Annotated in this window: 18 protein-coding genes, 2 tRNA genes and 1 pseudogene; 11 read left to right on the top strand and 10 right to left on the bottom strand. The window is 73.3% G+C overall.

Translation table 11 applies throughout. The features are described from left to right. Positions 1–210 precede the first annotated feature (210 nt). From ACZ49B_RS18740 to ACZ49B_RS18730, 3 genes are all read left to right on the top strand, one after another. Positions 211–804 (top strand): lytic polysaccharide monooxygenase auxiliary activity family 9 protein, encoded by a 594-nt coding sequence (locus tag ACZ49B_RS18740; RefSeq protein ID WP_468307253.1) that lies wholly within the window; start codon positions 211–213, stop codon positions 802–804. A gap of 56 nt (positions 805–860) precedes the next feature. After that, a complete protein-coding gene (locus ACZ49B_RS18735; protein WP_468306959.1) occupies positions 861–2,540 on the top strand; it encodes an AMP-binding protein in 1,680 nt (559 codons plus the stop codon). 63 nt (positions 2,541–2,603) lie between these two features. After that, positions 2,604–2,677: transfer RNA gene (locus ACZ49B_RS18730), tRNA-Lys, on the top strand. A 67-nt stretch (positions 2,678–2,744) separates the two neighbouring features. Here ACZ49B_RS18730 and ACZ49B_RS18725 read toward each other — a convergent pair. Next, positions 2,745–3,503 (bottom strand): IclR family transcriptional regulator, encoded by a 759-nt coding sequence (locus ACZ49B_RS18725; RefSeq protein ID WP_266666760.1) that lies wholly within the window; start codon positions 3,501–3,503, stop codon positions 2,745–2,747. A gap of 230 nt (positions 3,504–3,733) precedes the next feature. Here ACZ49B_RS18725 and ACZ49B_RS18720 point away from each other — a divergent pair, with 230 nt between their 5' ends. Further along, a complete protein-coding gene (locus tag ACZ49B_RS18720) occupies positions 3,734–4,858 on the top strand; it encodes an LLM class flavin-dependent oxidoreductase (RefSeq protein WP_468306956.1) in 1,125 nt (374 codons plus the stop codon). Between the two features lie 254 nt (positions 4,859–5,112). Continuing rightward, positions 5,113–6,810, top strand: coding sequence for a glycosyl hydrolase family 18 protein (locus ACZ49B_RS18715; protein ID WP_468306954.1), 1,698 nt, complete (start codon positions 5,113–5,115; stop codon positions 6,808–6,810). 84 nt (positions 6,811–6,894) lie between these two features. Here the strand turns inward: ACZ49B_RS18715 and ACZ49B_RS18710 are convergent, their stop codons facing one another. Further along, a complete protein-coding gene (locus tag ACZ49B_RS18710) occupies positions 6,895–8,724 on the bottom strand; it encodes a putative bifunctional diguanylate cyclase/phosphodiesterase (protein ID WP_468306952.1) in 1,830 nt (609 codons plus the stop codon). 388 nt (positions 8,725–9,112) lie between these two features. Here ACZ49B_RS18710 and ACZ49B_RS18705 point away from each other — a divergent pair, with 388 nt between their 5' ends. Beyond that, positions 9,113–10,306: a M6 family metalloprotease domain-containing protein gene (locus ACZ49B_RS18705; RefSeq protein ID WP_468306949.1), complete on the top strand. Its 1,194-nt coding sequence runs from the start codon at positions 9,113–9,115 to the stop codon at positions 10,304–10,306. Between the two features lie 83 nt (positions 10,307–10,389). Here the strand turns inward: ACZ49B_RS18705 and ACZ49B_RS18700 are convergent. Together ACZ49B_RS18700 and ACZ49B_RS18695 are read right to left on the bottom strand one after the other, a co-directional pair. Next, a tRNA-Lys gene (locus tag ACZ49B_RS18700) sits at positions 10,390–10,463 on the bottom strand. Next, a pseudogene (locus ACZ49B_RS18695) lies at positions 10,454–11,033 on the bottom strand (bifunctional DNA primase/polymerase). The gene ACZ49B_RS18700 and the pseudogene ACZ49B_RS18695 overlap by 10 nt, the downstream one beginning before the upstream one ends. 365 nt (positions 11,034–11,398) lie before the next feature. On the opposite strand from ACZ49B_RS18695, the gene ACZ49B_RS18690 reads away from it, so the two are divergent. Then, positions 11,399–11,665 carry a hypothetical protein gene (locus ACZ49B_RS18690; RefSeq protein ID WP_468306947.1) on the top strand — a complete coding sequence of 89 codons (267 nt, stop codon included), beginning with the start codon at positions 11,399–11,401 and terminating at the stop codon, positions 11,663–11,665. Between the two features lie 101 nt (positions 11,666–11,766). Here the strand turns inward: ACZ49B_RS18690 and ACZ49B_RS18685 are convergent, their stop codons facing one another. The 5 genes from ACZ49B_RS18685 to ACZ49B_RS18665 all read right to left on the bottom strand — a co-directional run bounded on the left by ACZ49B_RS18685 (position 11,767) and on the right by ACZ49B_RS18665 (position 17,011). Further along, positions 11,767–12,117, bottom strand: coding sequence for a hypothetical protein (locus tag ACZ49B_RS18685; protein WP_468306945.1), 351 nt, complete (start codon positions 12,115–12,117; stop codon positions 11,767–11,769). 77 nt (positions 12,118–12,194) lie between these two features. Beyond that, positions 12,195–13,529 carry an AAA domain-containing protein gene (locus ACZ49B_RS18680; protein ID WP_468306942.1) on the bottom strand — a complete coding sequence of 445 codons (1,335 nt, stop codon included), beginning with the start codon at positions 13,527–13,529 and terminating at the stop codon, positions 12,195–12,197. Further along, entirely contained in the window at positions 13,526–15,103 is a 1,578-nt protein-coding gene (locus ACZ49B_RS18675; RefSeq protein WP_468306939.1) for a hypothetical protein, read from the bottom strand. Before ACZ49B_RS18675 ends, ACZ49B_RS18680 begins: the two co-directional genes overlap by 4 nt. Further along, positions 15,091–16,266, bottom strand: coding sequence for a hypothetical protein (locus ACZ49B_RS18670; protein WP_468306936.1), 1,176 nt, complete (start codon positions 16,264–16,266; stop codon positions 15,091–15,093). Before ACZ49B_RS18670 ends, ACZ49B_RS18675 begins: the two co-directional genes overlap by 13 nt. Beyond that, entirely contained in the window at positions 16,175–17,011 is an 837-nt protein-coding gene (locus ACZ49B_RS18665) for a phosphatase PAP2 family protein (RefSeq protein WP_468306933.1), read from the bottom strand. The genes ACZ49B_RS18670 and ACZ49B_RS18665 overlap by 92 nt, the downstream gene beginning before the upstream one ends. A gap of 143 nt (positions 17,012–17,154) precedes the next feature. Between ACZ49B_RS18665 and ACZ49B_RS18660 the strand changes: the two genes are divergently transcribed. After that, the gene (locus ACZ49B_RS18660) at positions 17,155–17,751 is read left to right on the top strand and encodes a histidine phosphatase family protein (protein WP_468306931.1); all 597 of its coding nucleotides are present in this window, start codon (positions 17,155–17,157) and stop codon (positions 17,749–17,751) included. 66 nt (positions 17,752–17,817) lie between these two features. Further along, entirely contained in the window at positions 17,818–18,159 is a 342-nt protein-coding gene (locus ACZ49B_RS18655; RefSeq protein WP_468306928.1) for a VOC family protein, read from the top strand. Between the two features lie 70 nt (positions 18,160–18,229). On the opposite strand, the gene ACZ49B_RS18650 is transcribed toward ACZ49B_RS18655, so the two are convergent. Beyond that, a complete protein-coding gene (locus tag ACZ49B_RS18650; protein WP_468306925.1) occupies positions 18,230–19,525 on the bottom strand; it encodes a tetratricopeptide repeat protein in 1,296 nt (431 codons plus the stop codon). 275 nt (positions 19,526–19,800) lie between these two features. Here ACZ49B_RS18650 and ACZ49B_RS18645 point away from each other — a divergent pair, with 275 nt between their 5' ends. Further along, positions 19,801–20,265: a hypothetical protein gene (locus ACZ49B_RS18645; protein WP_468306922.1), complete on the top strand. Its 465-nt coding sequence runs from the start codon at positions 19,801–19,803 to the stop codon at positions 20,263–20,265. Next, positions 20,262–21,161 (top strand): spermidine synthase, encoded by a 900-nt coding sequence (locus ACZ49B_RS18640; protein ID WP_468307250.1) that lies wholly within the window; start codon positions 20,262–20,264, stop codon positions 21,159–21,161. The genes ACZ49B_RS18645 and ACZ49B_RS18640 overlap by 4 nt, the downstream gene beginning before the upstream one ends. Positions 21,162–21,245 lie beyond the last annotated feature (84 nt).

The following is a 21,245-nucleotide window of genomic DNA, read 5'->3' as shown; positions in this document are numbered from 1 at the left end:
CAACGGACGCACATCGCATACGGAACGGGTGGCCGGATTCGACCGGACCACCCGTTCCCCCATTGGTCTGGACATGGCCAACTCCCGTCAATAGTCTGGTACTTGGTCTAGACCTGAATCCCCACGCCCCACCCCACGCGTGCGCACGCTCTCGCCGAACTCCCCCCACGTTCAAGGAGCATCATGCGTCCCATCCGCATGCCCGTTCACCTGTCCAGACGAGCCGGCGCCGCCACGCTCGGCCTCGGTGTCGTCGCCTCCCTGGCGCTCCTCACCGCCCCCACCGCGAGCAGCCACGGCTACACGGACACCCCCATCAGCCGCCAGAAGCTCTGCGCCAACAAGACGGTCTCCGACTGCGGCCCGATCCAGTGGGAGCCGCAGAGCGTCGAGGGCTACAAGGGCTTCCCCGCCGCCGGTCCGGCCGACGGCAAGATATGCGCCGGCGGGCACAGTGAGTTCGCGCAGCTCGACGACCCGCGCGGCGGGACCTGGCCCACCACCAAGGTGACCAGCGGGCAGAGCTACGGCTTCCGGTGGCAGTTCACCGCCAACCACTCCACCACCGACTTCAAGTACTACGTCACCAAGAACGGCTGGGACCCCACCAAGCCCCTCACCCGCGCCGCCCTCGAATCCCAGCCCTTCCTCACCGTCGCCTACAACGGCGCCCGGCCCCCCATGACCACCGTCCACCAGGGCACCATGCCGAGCGGCAAGACGGGCCGGCACATGATCCTGGCCGTCTGGACGGTCAACGACACGGCCATGGCCTTCTACGCCTGCTCCGACGTCCAGTTCTGACCTTCGGGCTTCGGGCCGATTCATTTCTGACGGCACGTCAGCTATCCTCCGGCGGCATGCGGACGACACCCGAAACCGTCGCGGAGCTCATCGCACGCCAATGGGGCGACCACCGGCCCGGGCTGCAGTACGGCGGCAGCACGCACACCGCCGTCCTCAGCCGCCACCGGACCGCCCAGGAGGCCGCCGCGCGCGCCGCGCTGCTCGTCGACCTGCTGCCGGCGGACGCCGAACCGCACATCGGGGTGCTGCTCGACAACACCCCCGAGTTCCCGTTCTGGCTCGGCGCGGCGGCCCTCGCCGGGGCCGCCGTCGCCGGGATCAACCCCACCCGGCGCGGCCCCGAGCTCGCGCGCGACGTCCTGCACACCGACTGCCGGATCCTGGTCACCGAGTGCGCCCACCTGCCGCTGCTGCGCGGGCTCGACCTGCCGGGCGTACGGATCCTCGTGACCGACACCCAGGAGTACGCGGACCTGCTCGCCCCGTACGCCGCCGCGAAGCCGGGCGAGGCGGTGATCGCCGCCCCCGGTCCCGGCTCCCGCTTCCTCCTCTACTTCACCTCGGGCTCCACCGGCGCCCCCAAGGCCGCCCTGTGCAGCCAGGGCCGGATCGCCGCCGCCGGCGACTCCCTGGCCCGGCAGTTCTCGGTCACCCCGGACGACGTCCACTACGTCTGCATGCCGCTCTTCCACGGCAACGCGGTCATCGCCGACTGGCTGCCCGCCCTCGCCGGGGGCGCGTCCGTGGCGCTGCGCCCCCGGTTCTCCGCCTCCGCGTTCCTGGACGACGTCCGCGCGTACGGGGCGACGTACTTCACCTACGTCGGCCGGGCCGTCCAGTACCTGCTGGCCACCGAGCCCCGCCCCGACGACCGCGTGCACAGCCTGCGCCTCGGCTTCGGCACCGAGGCCGGTGCGGTGGACGCGGCCCGCTTCGCCGAGCGGTTCGGCGTCCGGCTGGTGGAGGGCTACGGGGCCACCGAGGGCGGGGCCTCCGTGCAGCGGACTCCGGACACCCCACCGGGCGCCCTGGGGCGGGCGGGAGCCGGGGACGACGTGGTGGTGATCGATCCGGAGACCGGCGCGGAGTGCCCGCCGGCCGTCCTGGACGCGCAGGGCCGCCTGCTCAACGGCTCCGCGGCGATCGGCGAGCTGGTCAACCGCGGCCGGAGCCTGTTCGAGGGCTACTGGCGCAACCCCGAGGCGGAGGCCGCGCGGACCCGGGAGGGCTGGTACTGGACGGGCGACCTCTTCTTCCGCGACGCGGACGGGTTCCTCTACTTCGCGGGCCGCACCGACGACCGGCTGCGGGTCGACAGCGAGAACCTCGCCGCGGCGGTGATCGAGAACATCCTGGCGCGCTGGTCCCCGGCGGCCGCGGTCGCCGTGTACGCGGTGCCGGACGAGGCGGCCGGCGACCAGGTGATGGCGGCGGTCGCCCTCGAGGAGGGGCAGCGGTTCTCGCCGGAGGCCTTCTCGGCGTTCCTGGCCGCCCAGCCGGACCTGGGCACGAAGATGTCCCCGCGCTACGTCCGGATCGTGGAGTCCATGCCGACCACGGCGACGAACAAGGTCCACCGGGTCGCCCTGCGCCGCGCCGGTTTCCGCTGCCCCGACCCGGTCTGGTGGTCCCCGCCGGGCACCGCCGGCTACCGCCTCCTGGATCCGGCGGACCTCTCCGGTCTGCTGGCGGCGTACGGGGCCCACGGCCGCAGCGAGCTCCTGGAGCGCTGATCCGGAGACCGCGGGTATTGGTTTTGAGCACCCTTGAGAAGCAGGTAGTATTTTCTCTGTCAGGCGCCGCTAGCTCAGTTGGTTAGAGCAGCTGACTCTTAATCAGCGGGTCCGGGGTTCGAGTCCCTGGCGGCGCACCTGTACTTCGGGCGGTTTCCGGTTCACCGGGAACCGCCCGAAGTGTTTCCGGGCCCCGCTCCGGTGTCACAAGGTGAGCGACAGCAGCAGCGGCGCGGCCTTCCGGTTCAGTGCGTCCGCGGCGGCCCGCAGCCGGTGGGCGTGCTCGACGGGCATCGACAGGGCCAGGCAGCCCACCGAGGCCCCGGCCGTGATCGGCACCGCGGCGCAGACGGTGCCCACCGCGTACTCCTGCAGGTCCAGCATCGGCACCGTGGCCGGCTGGGCGTCCAGCTTGGAGAAGAGGATCCGCTCGTTCACGATCGTCTTCGACGTGAGACGGGCGATCTTGTGCCGCGAGAGGTGGTCGCGCCGCCCGTTCTGGTCGAGCTGGGTCAGCAGGCACTTGCCGACCGCGCTGGCGTGCGCAGCGGAGCGGAAGTCGACCCACTCGTGCACCTTCGGGGTGCGCGGGCTGTCCGCGAACTGCGTGATCTTGACTTCGCCGTCCACGTACCGGCTGATGTAGACCGCCGCGCCCACCGAGTCCCGCAGCCGGTCCAGGGTGTCCTGCAGCTTGTTCTGGAGGGCTTGCTGCCTGTCTATGCCTGAGCCGAGCAGGACCAGGGAGTCCCCTATGGCATAGGCGCCGTCCGCCACTTGGAGGACGTACCCCTCACGGCGCAGCATGAGGAGCATGGGGGCGAGATGGACCGCGGGCAGGCCGGTCTCACGCGCGATCTGTACATCGGTCACACCGCCGGTGTGGCGGGCGATCGTTTCGAGTACGCGCAGGGCGTACTGCACCGAGTGGAACGGCGCGGTCGGCTCGGGCTTCAGCGCCACGGTTTTCCCCCTAGCAGGTTGTTACCGCTTGCCCTACCACGATAGCCATCAAGAGGCCCACGTGGAGCGCCTGTTGATGAGATTGATGGCTCGATCGTGTCCCCTCGCCTGTGGCTAATCCACTGGCATATGCCAAGGTCACGCCTGCTGTCCCGGGATGCCGGGAATGACCACAGGCCGCCGATGGTTCGAGTTCTTCGTACGGACGGCGAACCGAGACGGGAGCGACTATGAGTGACACCGGGGACGCGGGTCGGGGTGCGGACGGGGACGGCCGCGGAGATCCGATCCGGGGTGCGGTACGCGGCAGCGCGCCGGTGCCGCTCTCGGTGCTCGACCTCGTCACGGTCGGCAGCGGCAGCACCGCCCACGACTCCCTGCGCACCAGCGTCGCGATCGCCCGGCTCGCCGAGTCCCGCGGCTACCACCGCCACTGGGTCGCCGAGCACCACTCCATGCCCGGGGTGGCCAGCTCCTCCCCGGCGGTGATCCTGGCCCACCTCGCCGCCCACACCACCCGCATCCGGCTCGGCTCGGGCGGCGTCATGCTGCCCAACCACGCCCCGCTCGCCGTCGCCGAGCAGTTCGGCACCCTGGAGGCGCTCGCCCCCGGGCGGATCGACCTCGGGCTCGGCCGCGCGCCCGGCACCGACGGCCGCACGGCCGCGGCCCTGCGCGGGCCCGGCCGGCTCGACGAGGCCGCGCAGGAGTTCCCCCGGCAGCTCGTGGAGCTGACCCGCTTCCTCGACGACGACTTCCCCGACGGGCACCCGTACGCCCGCGTCCACGCGGTGCCCGGTCCCGTGCAGGGCCGCGCCGGGCGGCCGCCGCTGTGGCTGCTCGGGTCCTCCGGGTTCAGCGCCCGCCTCGCCGCCGAGCTCGGCCTGCCCTTCGCGTACGCCCACCACTTCTCGGCGGCCGGCACCCTGCCCGCGCTGGAGCTCTACCGGCAGGCCTTCCGCCCCTCGGCCGTACTGGACGCCCCGTACGCCGTGATCGGCGTCTCGGCGCTCGCCGCCGACACCGACGGGCAGGCCCGCGCCCAGGTGCTCACGGGGGCGCTGTCGATGCTGCGGCTGCGCAGCGGCCGGCCGGGGCTGATCCCGACGCCCGAGGAGGCGGCGGCGTACGACTTCTCCCCGCCGGAGCGGGAGTTCGTGGACGGCTGGCTCGCGAACGTCGTCCACGGCACCCCCGACGAGGTGGCCGCCGGGCTCGACGACCTCGTGAAGCGCACGGGCGCCGACGAGCTGATGCTGACCTCCAACGCGCACAGCGGCGCAGCCCGGTTGCGCTCCTACGAGCTCGTCGCAGATGTGTACGGGATGCCGGTCCAGGCGCCGCGAGCTGATTGATCGCCCGCAAACGCAGTTCGGCTGGTTTGTTGCCGAAACCTTGCGCGAGGGTGTCCTAAGGCACCCTTAAACCGCTCGTCACCCGGGGTGGCGGGCGGTTTCTGCTGTGCCTCCAAGCCTCTGACGAGGGGATTTGCTCGGCGAGTGGTCTAGTCCTTCTTTGGTCCAAACCATTGACGCGACCCTCGGGTGATCGCTATCACTTCTCCCACCCGAACCTCTTGCTTCCCCCTCCCACCCCCCGGAGGCAGTTCATGCACTTCCGTAAACCCCTCATCGCGGCCGCCGCCACGGCCGCGCTGGCAGCCGGAGCGCTGGCCGGCTTCGCGGGGCTCGGCACCGCGCAGGCCGCCGGCGCGGCCACCACCGCGGGCGCAGGCGGCAACGTCAAGATCGCGTACTACGACCAGTGGAGCGTGTACGGGAACGCCTTCTATCCCAAGCACCTCGACACCCGTGGCATAGCGGGCAAGCTGGACGTCATCAACTACTCGTTCGGCAACATCCACCCCACGAACCTCACCTGTTTCGAGGCGAACAAGGCCGCGGGCGACGACAACAACCCCAACGCCGGTGACGGCGCGGGCGACTCGTACGCCGACTACCAGAAGTCCTTCGCCGCGGCGGACAGCGTCAGCGGCGTCGCCGACAAGTGGGACCAGTCGATCGTCGGCGTCTTCAACCAGTTCAAGCAGCTGAAGGCCAAGTACCCCAACCTCAAGATCAACATTTCGATCGGCGGCTGGACGTACTCGAAGTACTTCAGCGACGCGGCGAAGACCGACGCCTCCCGCAAGAAGCTGGTCTCCTCCTGCATCGACCAGTACATCAAGGGCAACCTGCCGGTCGAGGGCGGCTACGGCGGCCCGGGCGCGGCGGCCGGCATCTTCGACGGCATCGACATCGACTGGGAGTACCCCGGCTCCTCCGGCGGGCACCTGGGCAACCACTACGCCCCCGAGGACAAGCAGAACTTCACGCTCCTGCTCAAGGAGTTCCGCGAGCAGCTCGACGCGTACGGAGCGGCCAACGGCGGCAAGAAGTACCTGCTGACCGCGGCGCTCCCGGCGGGCCAGGACAAGATCAAGTACATCGAGACGGACAAGATCGGTTCGTACCTCGACTACGCGAACATCATGACGTACGACATGCACGGCGCCTGGGACGGCGACGGGCCCACGTACCACCAGTCCCCCCTGGACAACTCGGCGGCCGACCCGACCGACCCGATCGCGCCGGGCACCCAGAAGTACGGCATCAAGAACGCCATCGACTCCTGGATCGACGGCAACGCGGCGTACGGCATCGCCGGCGGCTTCCCCGCGGGCAAGCTGACGCTGGGCTACGAGTTCTACTACCGCGGCTGGAAGGGCGTCCCCGCAGGGACCGCGGGCGGCCTCGCCCAGAGCGCGACCGGACCCTCCGCGGCCCGTCCCACCAGCCAGCAGGCAGGCATCGCCAACTACAAGGAGCTCGGCGGGATCGTCGACAACCCGGCGACCACCTTCTGGGACGACCAGGCGAAAGCCTCGTACTTCTACAAGGACGGCGAGTTCTTCACCGGCCTGAACCAGCGGTCCGTCCAGGCCCGGGTGGACTACGGCAAGCAGCGCGGCCTGGCCGGCGCGATGATGTACTCCCTGCTCGGCCTGGACGCCAACACCACGCTGCTCAACCAGATCTCGGACGCCCTCGGCGGCACCACGCAGCCTCCGACGACTCCGCCCACCACGCCTCCGACCACCCCGCCGACCACGCCTCCGACGACCCCGCCGACCACGCCGCCCACCTCGGGCTGCACGGCGCCGGCGTACGTGGCGGGGACCGTCTACACCGGCGGCAACGAGGTCTCGCACAAGGGCCACAAGTGGAAGGCCCAGTGGTGGACGCAGAACGAGGAGCCCGGCACGACCGGTGAATGGGGTGTCTGGAAGGACCTCGGCGCCTGCTGATCTCCCCCCACCCCGCGCCGAGCGGCAGCCCGCCCCGTACCCCTGCACAGGGGTACGGGGCGGGTGTGCTCCACCGCGGGCGGGTCAGGCTCCGGGGCGGGTGCCGATCATCTCGGCGATCAGCTCCGGGGCCACCGCGCGCGAGTACAGCCAGCCCTGGCCGGTGTCGCAGCCGACGCGTCGCAGCCGGGCCGCCTGGCCGGCCGTCTCCACGCACTCGGCGGTCACCGTCAGGCCGAGCCGGTGCGCGAGCTGCACCAGGGCCTCGACGATGGTCTCGTCGGCCGGGTTCGGGTGGGTGCCCTCGTCGTAGCGGAAGCCCCGTACGAAGGAGCCGTCCAGCTTCAGCACGGACACGGGCAGCCGGCTCAGGTACGCCAGGTTCGAGTACCCCGTGCCGAAGTCGTCGATGGCGATCCGCACCCCCATGTCGCTCAGCGCCTGGAGGGCCTGCAGCGGCCGCCCCGCGGAGCCCATCACCGCCGACTCGGTCAGCTCCAGCTGGAGCAGCTGCGGGGCCAGCCCGGTCTCGGCCAGGATCTCCGCCACGTCGCCGACCAGGTCCGAGTCCCACACCTGCCGTACCGCCACGTTGACGGAGACGAAGACGGGGCAGTCGCTCGGCTGCTCGATCTGCCAGCGCCGGGCCTGCCGGCAGGCGGTCCGCAGCACCCACCGCCCCAACTGGACGATGGAGCCGTCCTCTTCCGCAATTCCGATGAACCGATTCGGCGTCAGCGTGCCGAACTGCGGGTGGTTCCAGCGCACCAGGGCCTCCACCCCGCGCACCGCACCGCTCTCCAGGTCCACGAGCGGCTGGTACTCGAGCGCGAACTCACCCCGCTCCACGGCCGGCCGCAGCGTCGAGCTGAGCGCCTGGCGGGTCATCCGGTGCGCGTTGCGCTCCGGGTCGAACAGCGTCCAGCGGGCCTTGCCGTCCGCCTTCGCCCAGTACAGGGTCGTGTCCGCGGCCTGCATCAGCCCGGTCGCCGAGGTCCCGTCCGTGGCCCGCTCCACCACGCCGATCGACGCCGAGACCGACAGCCGCTGCCCCGCCAGGTCGAACGGCTCCTGTACGGCGGCCAGTACGCTGCGCGCCAGGTCGGCGAGCTGCTCGGTGCCGGTGGAGTCCTCGACCAGCAGGGCGAACTCGTCGCCGCCGAGCCGCGCCACGAGGTGCCCGCCGGTGCGCCCGTAGCCGGACTGGTCGGCGCACTGGGTCAGCCGGGCCGCGACGGCGGTCAGCAGCCGGTCGCCGACCCGGTGGCCCAGGGTGTCGTTGACGGCCTTGAACCCGTCGAGGTCGAGGTAGCACAGGCCGATCCGGCCGGTGCCGCCCTGCTCGTACGAGGAGGCCTCCAGGGCGGCGGAGAGCCGCTCGAAGAACAGCGCCCGGTTGGGCAGCCGGGTCACCGGGTCGTGCATCTGGAGGTGCCGCAGCCGGGCCTGGAGGTCGCGGCGGTCGCTGATGTCGGCGACGGACAGCAGCACGTCCCGGGTGCCGGGCACGGGTCCGAGGGTGACCTCGGTCCACAGCGAGTGCCCGTCCGGATGTTTGAGCCGGCGGGTGCAGCGCAGTCTGGCCTGCCGACCGCGCAACACCTCCTGGTAGGCCTGCCAGGTACGGGCCTCCGCGCCCAGGTCGACCAGGTCGGCCGCGCACTGCTCGACGAGCGCGTCCGGCTCGGTGCCCAGCAGCCCGGCCAGCGCCGCGTTGGCGGCGACGACGTAGCCGGAGCGGTCGACGACGGCCATCGCCAGGTGGGCCGCGTTGAAGGCGGCCCGGTAATCGCGCAGTTCGGACTCGGTGCGGGGCGGCGACGACGGCACGGCCGGCACTGCTTGGTGACGCTCCGTAATGGCCGATCGGATGCTGTCGGCCGCCGAACCGGTTCCCTCTGAGGTTCCGCTCACCGTTGGCTCCCGCAGTGCTCGTGAGTGTCCGTGCAGGAAAGTGTGCCGATCATAGAGGCACCGTACGGCCCTATCCAGCGGCGTCGCCGTGCGGGGCACGGGACTTCGGCGTGCTGACGCCTCGCCGGGCGGCTCCCGGGCGATCGTTTCTGCGCAGCTCTGAGCAGCGGAAGCCCCCTGCTGATCTCCCGTGATCGGTCGTGACGTTCTGTAGGCATGTGGGTGAACCCCCGGGGTCACCGGCTTGCCGTAGTGCTCACTCGTGTGGGGCAGCGGAACAGGGCATTAGTAAGACAATCCCCCCAAGGTGGAACGAGATGGTACGAATCCACCACCGGAGGTCGATGTGCCGCGACAGCAGACACCCGGGGGAGTGGAACGCTCCCGCATGAGAAGCACGGCGGCTGCGCTCACCTCCCTGACGGCGCTCGCCGCCATGTCGCTCGTCGCGGGTCCCGCGGTCGCCGTTCCGGGGGCCGCGCCGTGCGCCCTGACCCGTACGTCCGCGCACCACTCCCTCGGCCTGGACAGCTGGAACCGCGCCTACCCCAAGCCGGAGCGCACGCTCGACGCGGTCATGGTCTTCCTCTCCTTCCCCGACCACCGCACCACCTTGACGACCGAGCAGCTGACCGGCGACTACTTCCCCGCGACCGGCGACTTCTTCGAACGGGCCTCGTACGGGAGGTTCCGGCTGGTCCCGCACCCGCAGAAGCAGTGGATCCGGATGCCCAAGCCGTCCACGGCGTACGGGATACAGCGCGACTGGGCGGCCCAGGACCGGGCCGCGTACCTGCGGGACGCGGTCGCCGCCGCCGACCGGGAGGTGGACTTCTCCCGGTACGACGTCGTGTACTTCGTCGCCGATCCGGACGCGCCGGGAGTGGACTCGGACGCCACCAAGGTCGTCAACTTCGACCGGCCGATCAGGGCGGACGGGACGGAGCTGCGGCGGATCGTGACCGTCTTCGAGCGGCACCCGCCGGACCGGAACGTGCTGGCGCACGAGACCGGGCACGTCTTCGACCTGCCCGACCTCTACCACCGGCCGACGGACGGCAAGGGTGACTGGGACACGCACGTCGGGGACTGGGACGTCATGGGCAGCCAGTTCGGGATGGCCCCGGACCTGTTCGCCTGGCACAAGTGGAAGCTCGGCTGGCTCGACGCGTCCCAGGTGGACTGCGTGCAGTCGGGGTCCTCGCTGCACACCCTGCTGCCGCTGGCCCAGGCCCCGGAGGCCGGCGCCACGGGCGGGACCCGGCTCGCGGTGATCCGTACGGGCGCCGGCAGTGCGATCGCCGTCGAGGCGCGGGGGTCCGCCGGCAACGACGGGGACACCTGTACGGAGGGCGTCCTGGTCTACCGGGTGCGCAACGAGGCGGCGTCGGGCGGCGGGCCGATCGAGGTGCTCGACGGGCACCCGGACACGGAGGCGTGCTGGGACCGCTCGGTGTACCCGCCGCTGGCGGACGCGCCGCTGGAGGTGGGGCAGGCGTTCACGGTGCCCGGGGAGCGGATCAGGATCGAGGTGGCGGACCGCACCCCGTCGGGCGCGTACACGGTCAAGATCACCACGTAGCGCAGTGCAGCCGGAGCGCGCACAGGAACGTGCACCGGAACACGAAGAAGGCCCCCACTCGCGTGGGGGCCTTCTTCCGTCTGTGCGCCGCCAGGGACTCGAACCCCGGACCCGCTGATTAAGAGTCAGCTGCTCTAACCAACTGAGCTAGCGGCGCTTGCTGACGAGGAAGACATTAGCAGGGAGATGGCCGGAACGAAAAATCGATATCCGCAGCTCGGGCGGCGCGGACGTACGCCCACAGGAGTGCCTCGGGTCCGGGGAGCCAGGGGGTGCGGGTGTCGGGGGCGACGAGCCAGCGCGACGGCCCGGGAGTGGCCGCGAGCGGCGGCACGGTGACGGCGTCGCCGCGGCCGTGGCACAGCGGCGCGGGCGCCGAGCTGCCCCACTCTTCCCAGGCGAGCAGTGCGGGGAGCCGGTGGGCGGTCCCGGTGGCGGCGAAGAGCAGCATCCGCCCCCGGTGCACGGCGACGGGCCCCGAGCCGGGGCCCTCGGCCCGGAGCAGGTCGAGCATGCGGCGTCCGAGGACGAGCGGGACGTTGACGACGTCGAAGGCGGTCCCGCAGGGCAGCGTGGCGGGCGCGGTGGCCCGGGCCTCCCAGAGGGTGAGGGTGCTGTGCGGGTGCGCGGACGCGGAGGCGAGCCAGGCGGCGCCCTGGGGTGTGACGTGCGTCGCGGTGCGGGCGTCGCGGGTGGGGTGGGCGGGTGCCGTCGTCAGCGTCGTCATGCGGACCGGTCTACCGGGCGTAGCGATCCGGTTTCCGGGAGTTACGGAAAACCGGGACAGGACGGGGGATGGTGGGCTATGTTGCGCCCCGCATATGCCAGCTGCGTCATCTGCCGTGCCCGCCGCGAGGGCGGGGCGGGACCGGCGCCGCCGGTCGCGCGTGCGTGCGTTCCGGAACTGTTCTAGCGTCGTATGAGCGGGGGTTCGCCCGCTCGGCGGTGCCGGTGGGCCCGCTCGCCGGCACCGGGGATCCGGCCTCCGGCCTCCGGCCTGGGCCGTCTCGGGCGCCGGCCCGGCCGCCGCCCCCGCGCGCGGTCGACGGGACACCCGGGACCGCGGTCCCGACCGAGAGCAGGTGCATTCCCATGCGTCGTTCGGCTCGTATCCCCGGTGTCCTCGCCGCCCTGGCCCTCGCCCTGGGCGGCGTCGTCGTCGCCGCTCCGGTGGCCCATGCCGACATCGAGGCCTGCCAGGACATCGTCCAGCTGCAGGGTGCCGAGGTCACGGACGCCATCCGGATCGCGTGCTACGTGGGTCTCGTGGGAGACGAGGGCGGCTGCACCAACGGGCTGACCCAGGCCGGCGTGGCGGGGATCGTCGCGACCGCGGCGTGCCGCGAGGCGCCCCAGTAGCCGAGCCCGTCCCGAGCCCCTGCCCCGCCCCGAGACCGCGGCGGGCTGATCGGCAGGACACCCCCTAGTCGGCAGGACGCCCCCTGGTCGGCAGGACACCCCTAGGAGGCCTCCGGGCCCGCCTCGCGCTGCAGGGACTCACCGAACTCGATCATCTTGCGCGCGTAGTCCTCGGTCCACTCCGCCTGCGCGGCGATCGCCGCCGGCGGCAGCCGGTCGAACCGGCGCGGATCGGCGAGCTGCGCGGCCGCCAGGGCCTGGAACTCCACCGCCCGGTCCTGCGCCGCCCGGAACGCGAGCGTCAGCTCGGTGGCGCGGGCCAGCAGCTCCCGCGGGTCCTCGATCGACTCCAGGTCGAAGAAGTGCTCCGGGTCCGTGGCGGCCTCCGAGGGCTCGAAGAGCAGCGGCGCGGGCCGCAGCTTCCGCTCGGTCGTCCGCTCGGGCTCTGCCATGCGTGTCCTCCTGCTGCGCGTTCGGGATCCTTCCGGGCCACCCTCCATTGTCCAACGCCGCGCAAGAGCGCCGCCCCTCAGGGCTTCCAGGCCACCCGGTGCTCGGCCAGGTGTGCCAGGACCGAATGGTTCGCCTCCCAGCCATCGGGGAACTTCACCGTCACCCCCAACTGGACCGGTTCCGTGGACGGGTGGTCGTCCAGCAGTTCGGCTATCCCCGCCCGGGCCACGACCACGCACGCGTGCCGGTGCCGCGAGGCCAGGACGCACAGGCGGCCCGTCTCCAGGTGGAACGCCGTCGCGTCCGGGCGGCCCGACAGCGGGTGGAGCACCACCGTGAGGTCGTACTCCCGGCCCTGGAGCCGGTTCGCGGTGTCCACCGTGACCCCGGCGACGCCCAGTTCCGCCAGGGCGGCGCGGACCGCCGCCGCCTGGTCGCGGTGCGCCGTGCCGACCGCGATCCGGTCGGCGGTCAGCGGGGCCGGGGCCTCGGACTGCTCGTCCGCCGTCACCGCCCCCCGGTCCAGCGCCCGGCGGACCACCAGGGCCACCGCCCGTACGGCCTCCGGGTCGGTGCGCGGGGTGTGCCGTGCGGGCAGCTCCAGCAGGCCCCAGCCCGACTCGGCGGCCTCGTCCAGCACCCGGTCCGGGCCCGAGCCGTCGCCCGCGACCCCGTACGAAAGCCGCCGCTCGCCCGGACCCGTACCGCTGCGGAACTGCGTGTACGGGTAGAACGCCTTCGAGACCAGCGGCGCGGCCGTCGCCGGGAGCCGCCAGGACACGGGCAGCCGGTGCTGCGGCAGCTGCGGGTTGTGGGCCAGCAGGGTGCTGACCGCCGACGCCGACGGGTCGTACGACAGCCCCGCCCACTGCTCGGCGCCGACCACGCTGAACGGGTCCAGCTGTCCCGGGTCGCCGACGAACAGTGCCCGCTCGAACAGCCCGGCCACGGCCAGCAGCGCGTCCGAGCGCATCTGGTACGCCTCGTCGACGATCGCGTGCTCCCAGGGCTCCGTGTCCTTCACGTACGCCCACTTCGCCGCCGTCGAGATGGTGATCGGCAGTTCGGCCAGGTCCCCCGGCTTGGCCGAGAGGGTGACCGAGGGCAGCTCGCGCAGCGCCGGGTCGTACGCGTCGCCGTCACTGCTGTGCAGCCGGCCGACCTTCAGCTCCGGGTCCTTCTCGGCGAGCCGCAGCACCAGGTCGTCGACCTGCGCGTTGGTCTGCGCGACCACCATCAGCCGGCGCCCGGCCGCGGCCAGCTCCCGGGCGGCCCGCACCACGAGCGTGGACTTGCCGGCGCCGGGCGGGGAGTCGACGACCACGCCGCGCTCGCTCCCGTGCAGCGTGTCGCGCAGGATGGCGGCGGTCGCCTCGGCGGCGGCCGCGCCCGGATCGAAAGCGGTGCTCACAGGATGTCCTCGGCGGTCACTGGGTCGGGCGCGGCGTCGGGCAGCACGGCGGCGGTCGCCGATCCCGGCGGTCCGCCGTGCGTCCACGGGGTCTGCTCCGGCTCGGGCAGCTTCGGGCCGCCGCGCGCGTCGTGCTCGAACAGCGTCCAGCAGACCCGGTCGCCCTTCTCGGGCACCGAGCCCGGCTCCGGCTCCCGGCCGCGGCCCATCTTGTCCAGCAGCCGCAGCACGAGCCGGCCGTCCTCCTCGAAGCGGACGAACTGCGCCGCCTGCGGGCGGCCCTCCAGCGAGCGGAACACCTTGCCGCCGCCGCCCTCCGCGAGCTGCGGACGGTCCTCCGTGGCCACCGTCACCAGCGGGCGCGGGCTCGGCCGCTTCGACTCCGTCCATTCCATCACCACCTCGGTGACCTCGCCCGCGAAGGCCTCGCCCGACAGTCGCCGGCCCGCCATCACCAGCGGATCGTCCAGCGCCTCCTGGGCGTCGAGCCGTACCTGCTCGGTCTCCCGGGTCGCCAGCTTCCGGGCCGCCGTCACCGCGTCGTCGCGGCGCGGCTGCGGGGGCTCGCCCGCCCGGACGCGGTCCCGGTGGCCGGTGTACGACCAGCGGTCGCGGGTCCAGCGCTCCTCGGCCCGCTCCCCGGCCGGCAGCGCGCGCAGCAGCTCCAGGGACTGCCACACCGCCCGCCAGGTCGGCCGCATCTGCTCCGCGACGAGCTCCCGGACGGCCGCCTCGGCGCGGTCCAGCGCCTTCGGATCGTCCCCGGTGCGCGCCGCGTCGTAGCGGGCCATCGCCGGGGCGAGCAGCTTGTTGTCGAAGGCCGGGTCGGTGGCCGGTCCGGCGGGCGGGACGAGCAGCTGTCCGTCCCGGTCGCGGCCCAGTTCGGCCCGCAGCGCCGCCTCGGCGCCCGACTCCCCTTCCGGCGGGGCTATCCACGACAGCAGCGCGCCCAGGTGCTGGTCCTCGAGGTTGCTCTGGCCGGTGGCCCAGTGCCGCCCCAGCAGCTCCGTCGCCGACAGCAGCATCGAGGCCCCCGGGACCCGGGAGCGCTCGCCGAGGTGCGTGAACCAGCGCCCCAGCAGCGGGACCCGGGTGGGCGCCGGATACGGGTTCTCCGGATCCTCCTCGGCCGTCCGCCGGAACCGCATCGACCGCCCCAGCAGCCGGACGTACTCGATGCCCGCCCGGCTCGGCACGATCACCTGGGGCGCGTCCAGGCACAGCTCGGCGGAGACCTTGCTCTTCGCGCCGGTCTCCGGATCGGTCTCGGTCCGCTCCACGTACTCGACGTCGTCCGCGTACCCGTCCACGTACGGCAGGACCACGTCGGCCAGCTCCGCCAGGAACGCCCAGCGCAGGTCCCGGTCGCGCGGCTGCGGCACCACCAGCAGCCGCGGCTCCGCGGGATCGGTGCCGATCAGCGCGCCGAGCGGGGCCCCGGCCTCGCCCGCCGTCGTCAGGGGTACGAGGACCAGCGGGCGCTCGCTCAGATGCCGGTGCCGTACGGTCGCCAGCGCGCGGGCCCGGCCCGCCCGGACGGCTTCGAGGCGCGCGAGGGTGTTCAGGAGGGACATGCGGCCGCCTCCAGGGCCTCGGCGCGCAGCCGGGCCGCCCGGTGCAGCGCGGCCGCGGTCGGGTCGTCGGTGCACCGGCCGCCGGCGGCGGCCGCGAGGGCCTCCCCGACGGTGGCGAGCGCGCCGAGCTCCCCCCGTACGGAGCGGCCGAGGGCGGTCACCTCGGCGGCGGCGCGGGCCCGCTCCCGGCAGTGGAAGGCCAGTTCGCAGGCGGCCAGGCACTCGGGGGCGTAGGCGGCGGAGACGGCCGCGACCGCCTCGGTCAGCTCCTCGGCGGGCCGCGCCGGGTCGAAGCTGAGCCCCTCGGGCAGAGCCTCGGCCAGCTCCTCGACCCGCGTCAGCCGGTCCAGCTGGCGCCGGGTCACGGCGCGCTCGCGGCGGACGTCGACGGGCGCGGCGGCGGGCAGGTTGGAGAAGTCCTTCGGGCAGACGAGCAGCACGGTGTGCCCGACCACGGCGGAGGCCAGCTTCTCGGCGGTGTTCTCCAGGGCCAGGACGTACACGGCGGCCTGCCGGGCGGCGGCGCCCACCTTCGCGGGATCGGCGGCCCCGTCGATCAGCGGGAACGACTTGATCTCCACGACGGTCCAGCGGCCGTCGGGATGCACCACGACGGCGTCCGGCTCCAGATAGGCGGGGGTGCCCGCCACCTCCAGGGCCAGCATCGGGTGGTCCAGCAGGGTCCAGGCCCCGGAGGCGGCCGCGGCGGCGGTGGCCTCGCGCAGGGCGAGCGCGGTGCGCGCGGCGCGGCCCTCGGGCCCGGCGGCGGTCAGGTCGGGGACGCGGGCGCCCGGGCCGGGCGGCTCGGCGCCGGCGCCCAGGTGCCGGTGGACCAGCTCCAGCAGAACGGCTCCGCCGTCGCCCTTGACCCTGGCCTCGAAGGAGTTCCCGCGGACGATGGCGAACTGCGACTGGCCGAAGGCGGCGGGCGAGCCGAGGGCCGCGGCCAAGGCGGTCTTGTCCACGCCGGCGCCGTCGAGCAGGGCCCGTCTGCCGCATCCGGGGTTGGCGGCGAGCGCCGCCAGCGCGCGGGCGTCGAGCGGTCGGGGCGGCACGGCGGGGCCGCGCAGGTCAGCGAGCCGCTGCCGCAGAGTCGTCTTCCGGGGCGGGCCGCTGGGCGGGTAGGAGCTCACGGGCGGAAGTGTCCCATCCGCCACTGACAATCGTGGTCTTACCGCGGAAACCGGCCGTACGGACCGGTAGCCGGCGCGAGATCGCGTACCCGGCGGCCATCGCGGCGGCCCCGGCGGCCGCGTCCAGGAAGTAGTGGTTGGCCGTTCCCATGACCACGAGCGTGGTGACCGCGGGATAGGCGATGCCGAGCCCCCGCAGCAGCGGGTGGCGCCCGTACCGCCAGAGCAGGACCCCGCACCACAGGGCCCAGCCGACGTGCAGGCTCGGCATGGCCGCGTACTGGTTGGTCAGCCCCCCGAGCCCGCGCGGCGCACTGGCCTCGGCGCCCCACCAGCCGTACGCGCTGTACTGGGCCATCGTGTCGGTGAACCCGTACGCGGCGTCCAGCAGCCGGGGCGGGCAGGTGGGCATCAGGGTGAAGCCGACGAGCCCGAGGAGGGTGGAGACCACCAGCCAGGTGCGGGCGCTGCGGTACTGCTGCGGCCTACGCAGGTACAGCCAGACCAGCACCGCGGGGGTGACGAGGTAGTGCAGGGAGGCGTAGACGAAGTCGGCGGGTATGCCGAGCAGTCCCTCGTGGGAGAACAGCCGGTTGAGCGGCCGTTCGAAATCGATCCCCACCAGCTCCTCCGCCCGGAGGATCGCGAGCCCGTGGCCGACGGCGAGGTGCACGTCGCCCCGGGCGAGGAGTCTGCCACCGGTGTACGCGCCGTAGACGAGCCCCAGGAGCAGCAGTTCGGCCCACCAGCGGGTGGGCTTCTGCCGATCAGTCATACGGTGTAGGACGCTTGTGCGACTGGGTGGGTTGCCTGGTGTTCACGTGTTGGATGATGGACGGACGACGCAATCGCCCGAAGCACCACAAAAGCACCCGAACCCTTGAGTTCTTACGCCCTTACGTACCGGGAGAATCTCCTATGGCCCCCCGCATCCTCCTGGCCCGCCACGGCCAGACGGCGTGGTCCCAGCTCGGCAAGCACACCGGACGCACCGACGTGCCCATGCTGGAGGAGGGCAAGCGGGGCGCGAAGCTGCTCGGCGAGCGGCTGGCCCGCGCCCCGTGGAACGGGCTGCCCGGCGTGGAGGTCCGCACCAGCCCGCTGGTCCGCGCGAGCGAGAGCTGCGACCTGGCGGGCTTCGGCGCCCGGGCGGAGCCGTGGGACGCGCTGATGGAGTGGGACTACGGCGACTACGAGGGCATGACCCCGGCCGAGATCCAGGCGGTGCGCCCGGGTTGGCTGATCTGGCGCGACGGCGTCCCGGGCGGCGAGTCCGTGGCCGACGTCGCGGCCCGCGCCGACGAGGTGGTCGCCTGGGCCCGTTCGGCGGAGCGCGACGTGCTGGTCTTCGCCCACGGCCACGTCCTGCGCACCCTGGCCGCCCGCTGGCTCGGCTTCGAGGCCTCCTTCGGCGCCCGCATCCGCCTGGAGCCCACCTCACTCTCGGTCCTGGGCTGGGCGTACGGGGCCCCCGCACTGGAGCGCTGGAACGACACGGGCCACCTGGACGTCTGACCGCAGTCCGAAGTCCCTTGACAGGGCGGGTGGTTGAGCGATCGGCTCGGCTGCGAGGATGGGGTCATGACGATCACTTCCGTGGTGCTGCGACGGCGTGTGGACGACCTCGACACGGCCTCGGCCTTCTACGAAAAGCTGACCGGCGAGCCGGCGAACCGGTTCGCGTTCGCCGGCCTGGAGCTGGCGGCCGTCGGCCCCTTCCTCCTCTTCAGCGGACCGGACGCGGTCGCGGAGCGGTTCGCGGGGGTGGCGGCGACCCTGGGCGTTTCGGACCTCGACGCGGTCGTCGCGCAGGGCGAGGCGGCCGGGGCCGAGGTCGTCGCCGCGCCCGCCGACACGCCCAACGGGCGGCGGGCCGTGCTCCGGCACCCGGACGGCGCGGTGTACGAGTACGTCGGCGGCTGACGCGACCGGGCCGCCCGGCGGGGGCCGGTCGGGCCGTGGCGCGGCTGCCGGTCAGCGGGGGCGCGGCCCGTCAGGCCGTGGCGTGGCGGGTCAGGAAGTCCGCCACGCGGGGGCTGCGCTGGTGCGGGACCAGGGTCCGGGCCGTCCCCGACAGCATGGACCGGATCCGCGTGGACTGGACTTCGGTGAGCAGGTCCAGGACCCGCCCGCCCGCCCAGGCCGCCTCGTCCGGGGCGCCGGCCCGGGCCAGGTCGTCGGCCAGCTCGGCGGTGTAGAGGGCCACGTTCCGGGCGAAGTGCGGATCCTGGAGGTCCGCCGCGCGGCGGGCGTGCCGGGCTGCGCGGGCGTGCTCCCCGAGGGCCGCCCAGCAACGCGACTCCAGGGACTCCAGTTCGGCCTCGCCGAAGAAGGACATCCACTCCGGGTCCGCGCCCGCCTCACCGCGGGAGAACTCCGTGTGCGCCCGGGTCAGCGCCTCCTCGCAGGCCTTGCGGTCGGTCAAGCCCGCCCAGCCGCCCGCCTCGCGCAGGGCGAGCAGCGAGAGCAGCCGGGGGGAACCGAGGGAGCGGGCGGCGCGGCGGCCCGCCTGGGCCGCCCGTACCGACTCGCGCGGCCGCCCGCAGTCCCGGGCCAGGAAGGCCATGTTGCTGAACGCGTGCGCCTCCAGGCCCGCGTCCCCGGCGACCCGGGCCGTTGCCAGGGCTTCCGCGTAGTGCGAGCGGGCGTCCTCGAAGCGGCCGGAGTCGTGGGCCAGCCAGCCCACCGAGATGGCCAGTTCGCCCGCGCCCGCGTGCAGCCGGTCCTCGGTGGACTGCCGGGTGGCTCCCGCATCCAGCAGTGCGTAGGCGGCGCGCAGGGGTTCGGCGGCCCTGCGGTAGAGGGCGTCGGCCCCGTGCCGGTCGTCCAGCAGCCGGATCTGGCGTACGGCCTCCTCGACCGCCGCCGCCTCGGACTCACCGGCCCGGGAGGGCGGCCGTCGGGTGTCGCCGAGCAGGGGGAGGCCGATCGTCGCGGCCGCCACGGTCGCGGAGCCGCCCGCCATGAACGCGCGACGCAGCACGTCGCTCTCCTTGTGGGTGATGGGGCCGGTGCGCTGCGCCGACCGGCCGCGCACCTCCTCGCGCGGGGAGAAGCCCAGGTCGGCCAGGGTCCGGCCGGGGAACATGTGGAGCAAGACCCGCTCGTACGCGTAGTTGGGGCAGCGGATCTCGCCGGACTCGACCCGGCCGATGTAGCGGGCGTCGCAGGAAACCGTTTCTCCGATCTCCTTCGCGGCCCGGCGCACCATGGCCGCGAACTCGGCCGGGGAGTGCTGCCCGCGCAGCCGCCGGAACGTCTGATTCGGTGAGTGGGGGAACGCCGCCATGGACGTGGCCTCTCTGGCAAGGGACGCACCGCCGGTTCCGCGGGATGGAGCCGGGCCCGGCGCGCATGAACGTACCGCCAGCGACGGACGGCTCATGCGGTGTTTGGCTACAAAAGGGATATCTCACCCGCGATCCGCCATGAACTGCCATCCTTTGCAGCGTCTTGCCACCGCACCCGTTGACGTTTTGGCGCGTTGAGCCCATGCGGGGTGTGAGCTGACTCCCGCCCCGTTCGTACGCGGATCGAGGAGGGGTTCCCTTGGTGGAGGGCGGCATGGAGAGCACTGCAACGAACACCGCGCCCGCGTCTTCGGATGCGACCCCCGTCCCGGCCGTCGCGGTCGCCCCGGGCGTCGTGGCCGTAGCGGTCGCCCCGGCGGAGGCACCGGACCTGGTGACCGTGCCCACCCGGCAGGGCCTGGAGGCCGTGGACATCATCCGCCGCGCCGCCAGCCTGGCCGGCGGGGTCGGCCCGGTGCTGCACGACGGGTCCGGCGACACCCTCGGCTTCCTCGTCCCGCCCGGCACCGCCGACGCCTGGGACCTGCCGGGCAGCGCGTGCACCCAGACCAACGGGCGCGGCATGCGCTTCGGCGACGTCGACGTGTCGCCCACCGCCGGAGACACCGGCTGGCTGCTCCCCCCGGAGGCCGTCGGGCCGGTCACCGACCCCGACGTGCTGCGCGCGGCGCTCGGCGAGGCGGCCCGCCTGATCGAGGCGGCGGACAACTGCCGCTGACCGGCGACAATGGGGTGGTGGCAGGCAAGGGCAGAGGCAGCAGCAGACAGCGCGGGCGCGGTACCGCCGAGGCGGTCGTCGGGCAGGTGGCCGGCGGCACGGCGGAGCTGGCTCCCGACCGCGAGCGCGCCGACGCCTGGACGCTGCTCATCGACGGGGCCCCGCAGTCGCACGTGGACCTGGCCGATCCGGGGTACCTGGACTTCGCGTACCAGCGGCGGATCGGCCACCTGATCGACCTCGTCGCGCCCGCCCGGCAGCCCCTGAACGTGGTGCACCTGGGCGGCGGCGCCTTCACCCTCGCGCGCTACACGGCCGCCGCCCGCCCCCGCTCGACCCAGCAGGTCGTGGAGATCGACGCCGCGCTGGTGGCCTTCGTACGGGAACACCTGCCGCTGGACCCGCAGGCGCGGGTCCGGGTCCGGGCGGTGGACGCGCGGGCGGGCCTGGCCAAGGTCCCGGACGGCTGGGCGGACCTGGTGATCGCGGACGTGTTCAGCGGCGCGCGGACCCCGGCGCACCTGACGAGCGCCGAGTTCCTGGACGACGTACGCCGTGCCCTCGCGCCCGGCGGGTGGTACGTGGCCAACCTCGCGGACGGCCCGCCGCTGGCGCACCTGAAGGGCCAGATCGCGACGGCCGCGTCCCGCTTCGCGCACCTGGCGCTGGCCGCCGACCCGGTGGTGTGGCGGGGGAAACGGTTCGGCAATGCGGTGCTGGCGGCCGCCGACCGGGAGCTTCCGGTCGCCGAGTTCACCCGCCGGGTGGCGAGCGACCCGCATCCCGGCCGGGTCGAGCACGGCCGGGCCCTCGCCGACTTCGCGGGCGGCGCGTCCCCGGTCGCCGACGCCTCGGCGGTGGCCTCGCCCGAGCCCCCGCCGTCCGTCTTCCGCTGAGGGGACGTGACCGGCCGCGACACGCCCTCGTACGGATGACCTTGCGCTCCGATCGGCCCGGGGGCGGGTAGGTCTTCGTCTCGA

This window comes from Streptomyces sp. NPDC031132 (assembly GCF_055570595.1).
Note: the sequence above shows the minus strand (reverse complement) of the source record. Positions and strands in the feature narration are given on the sequence as shown.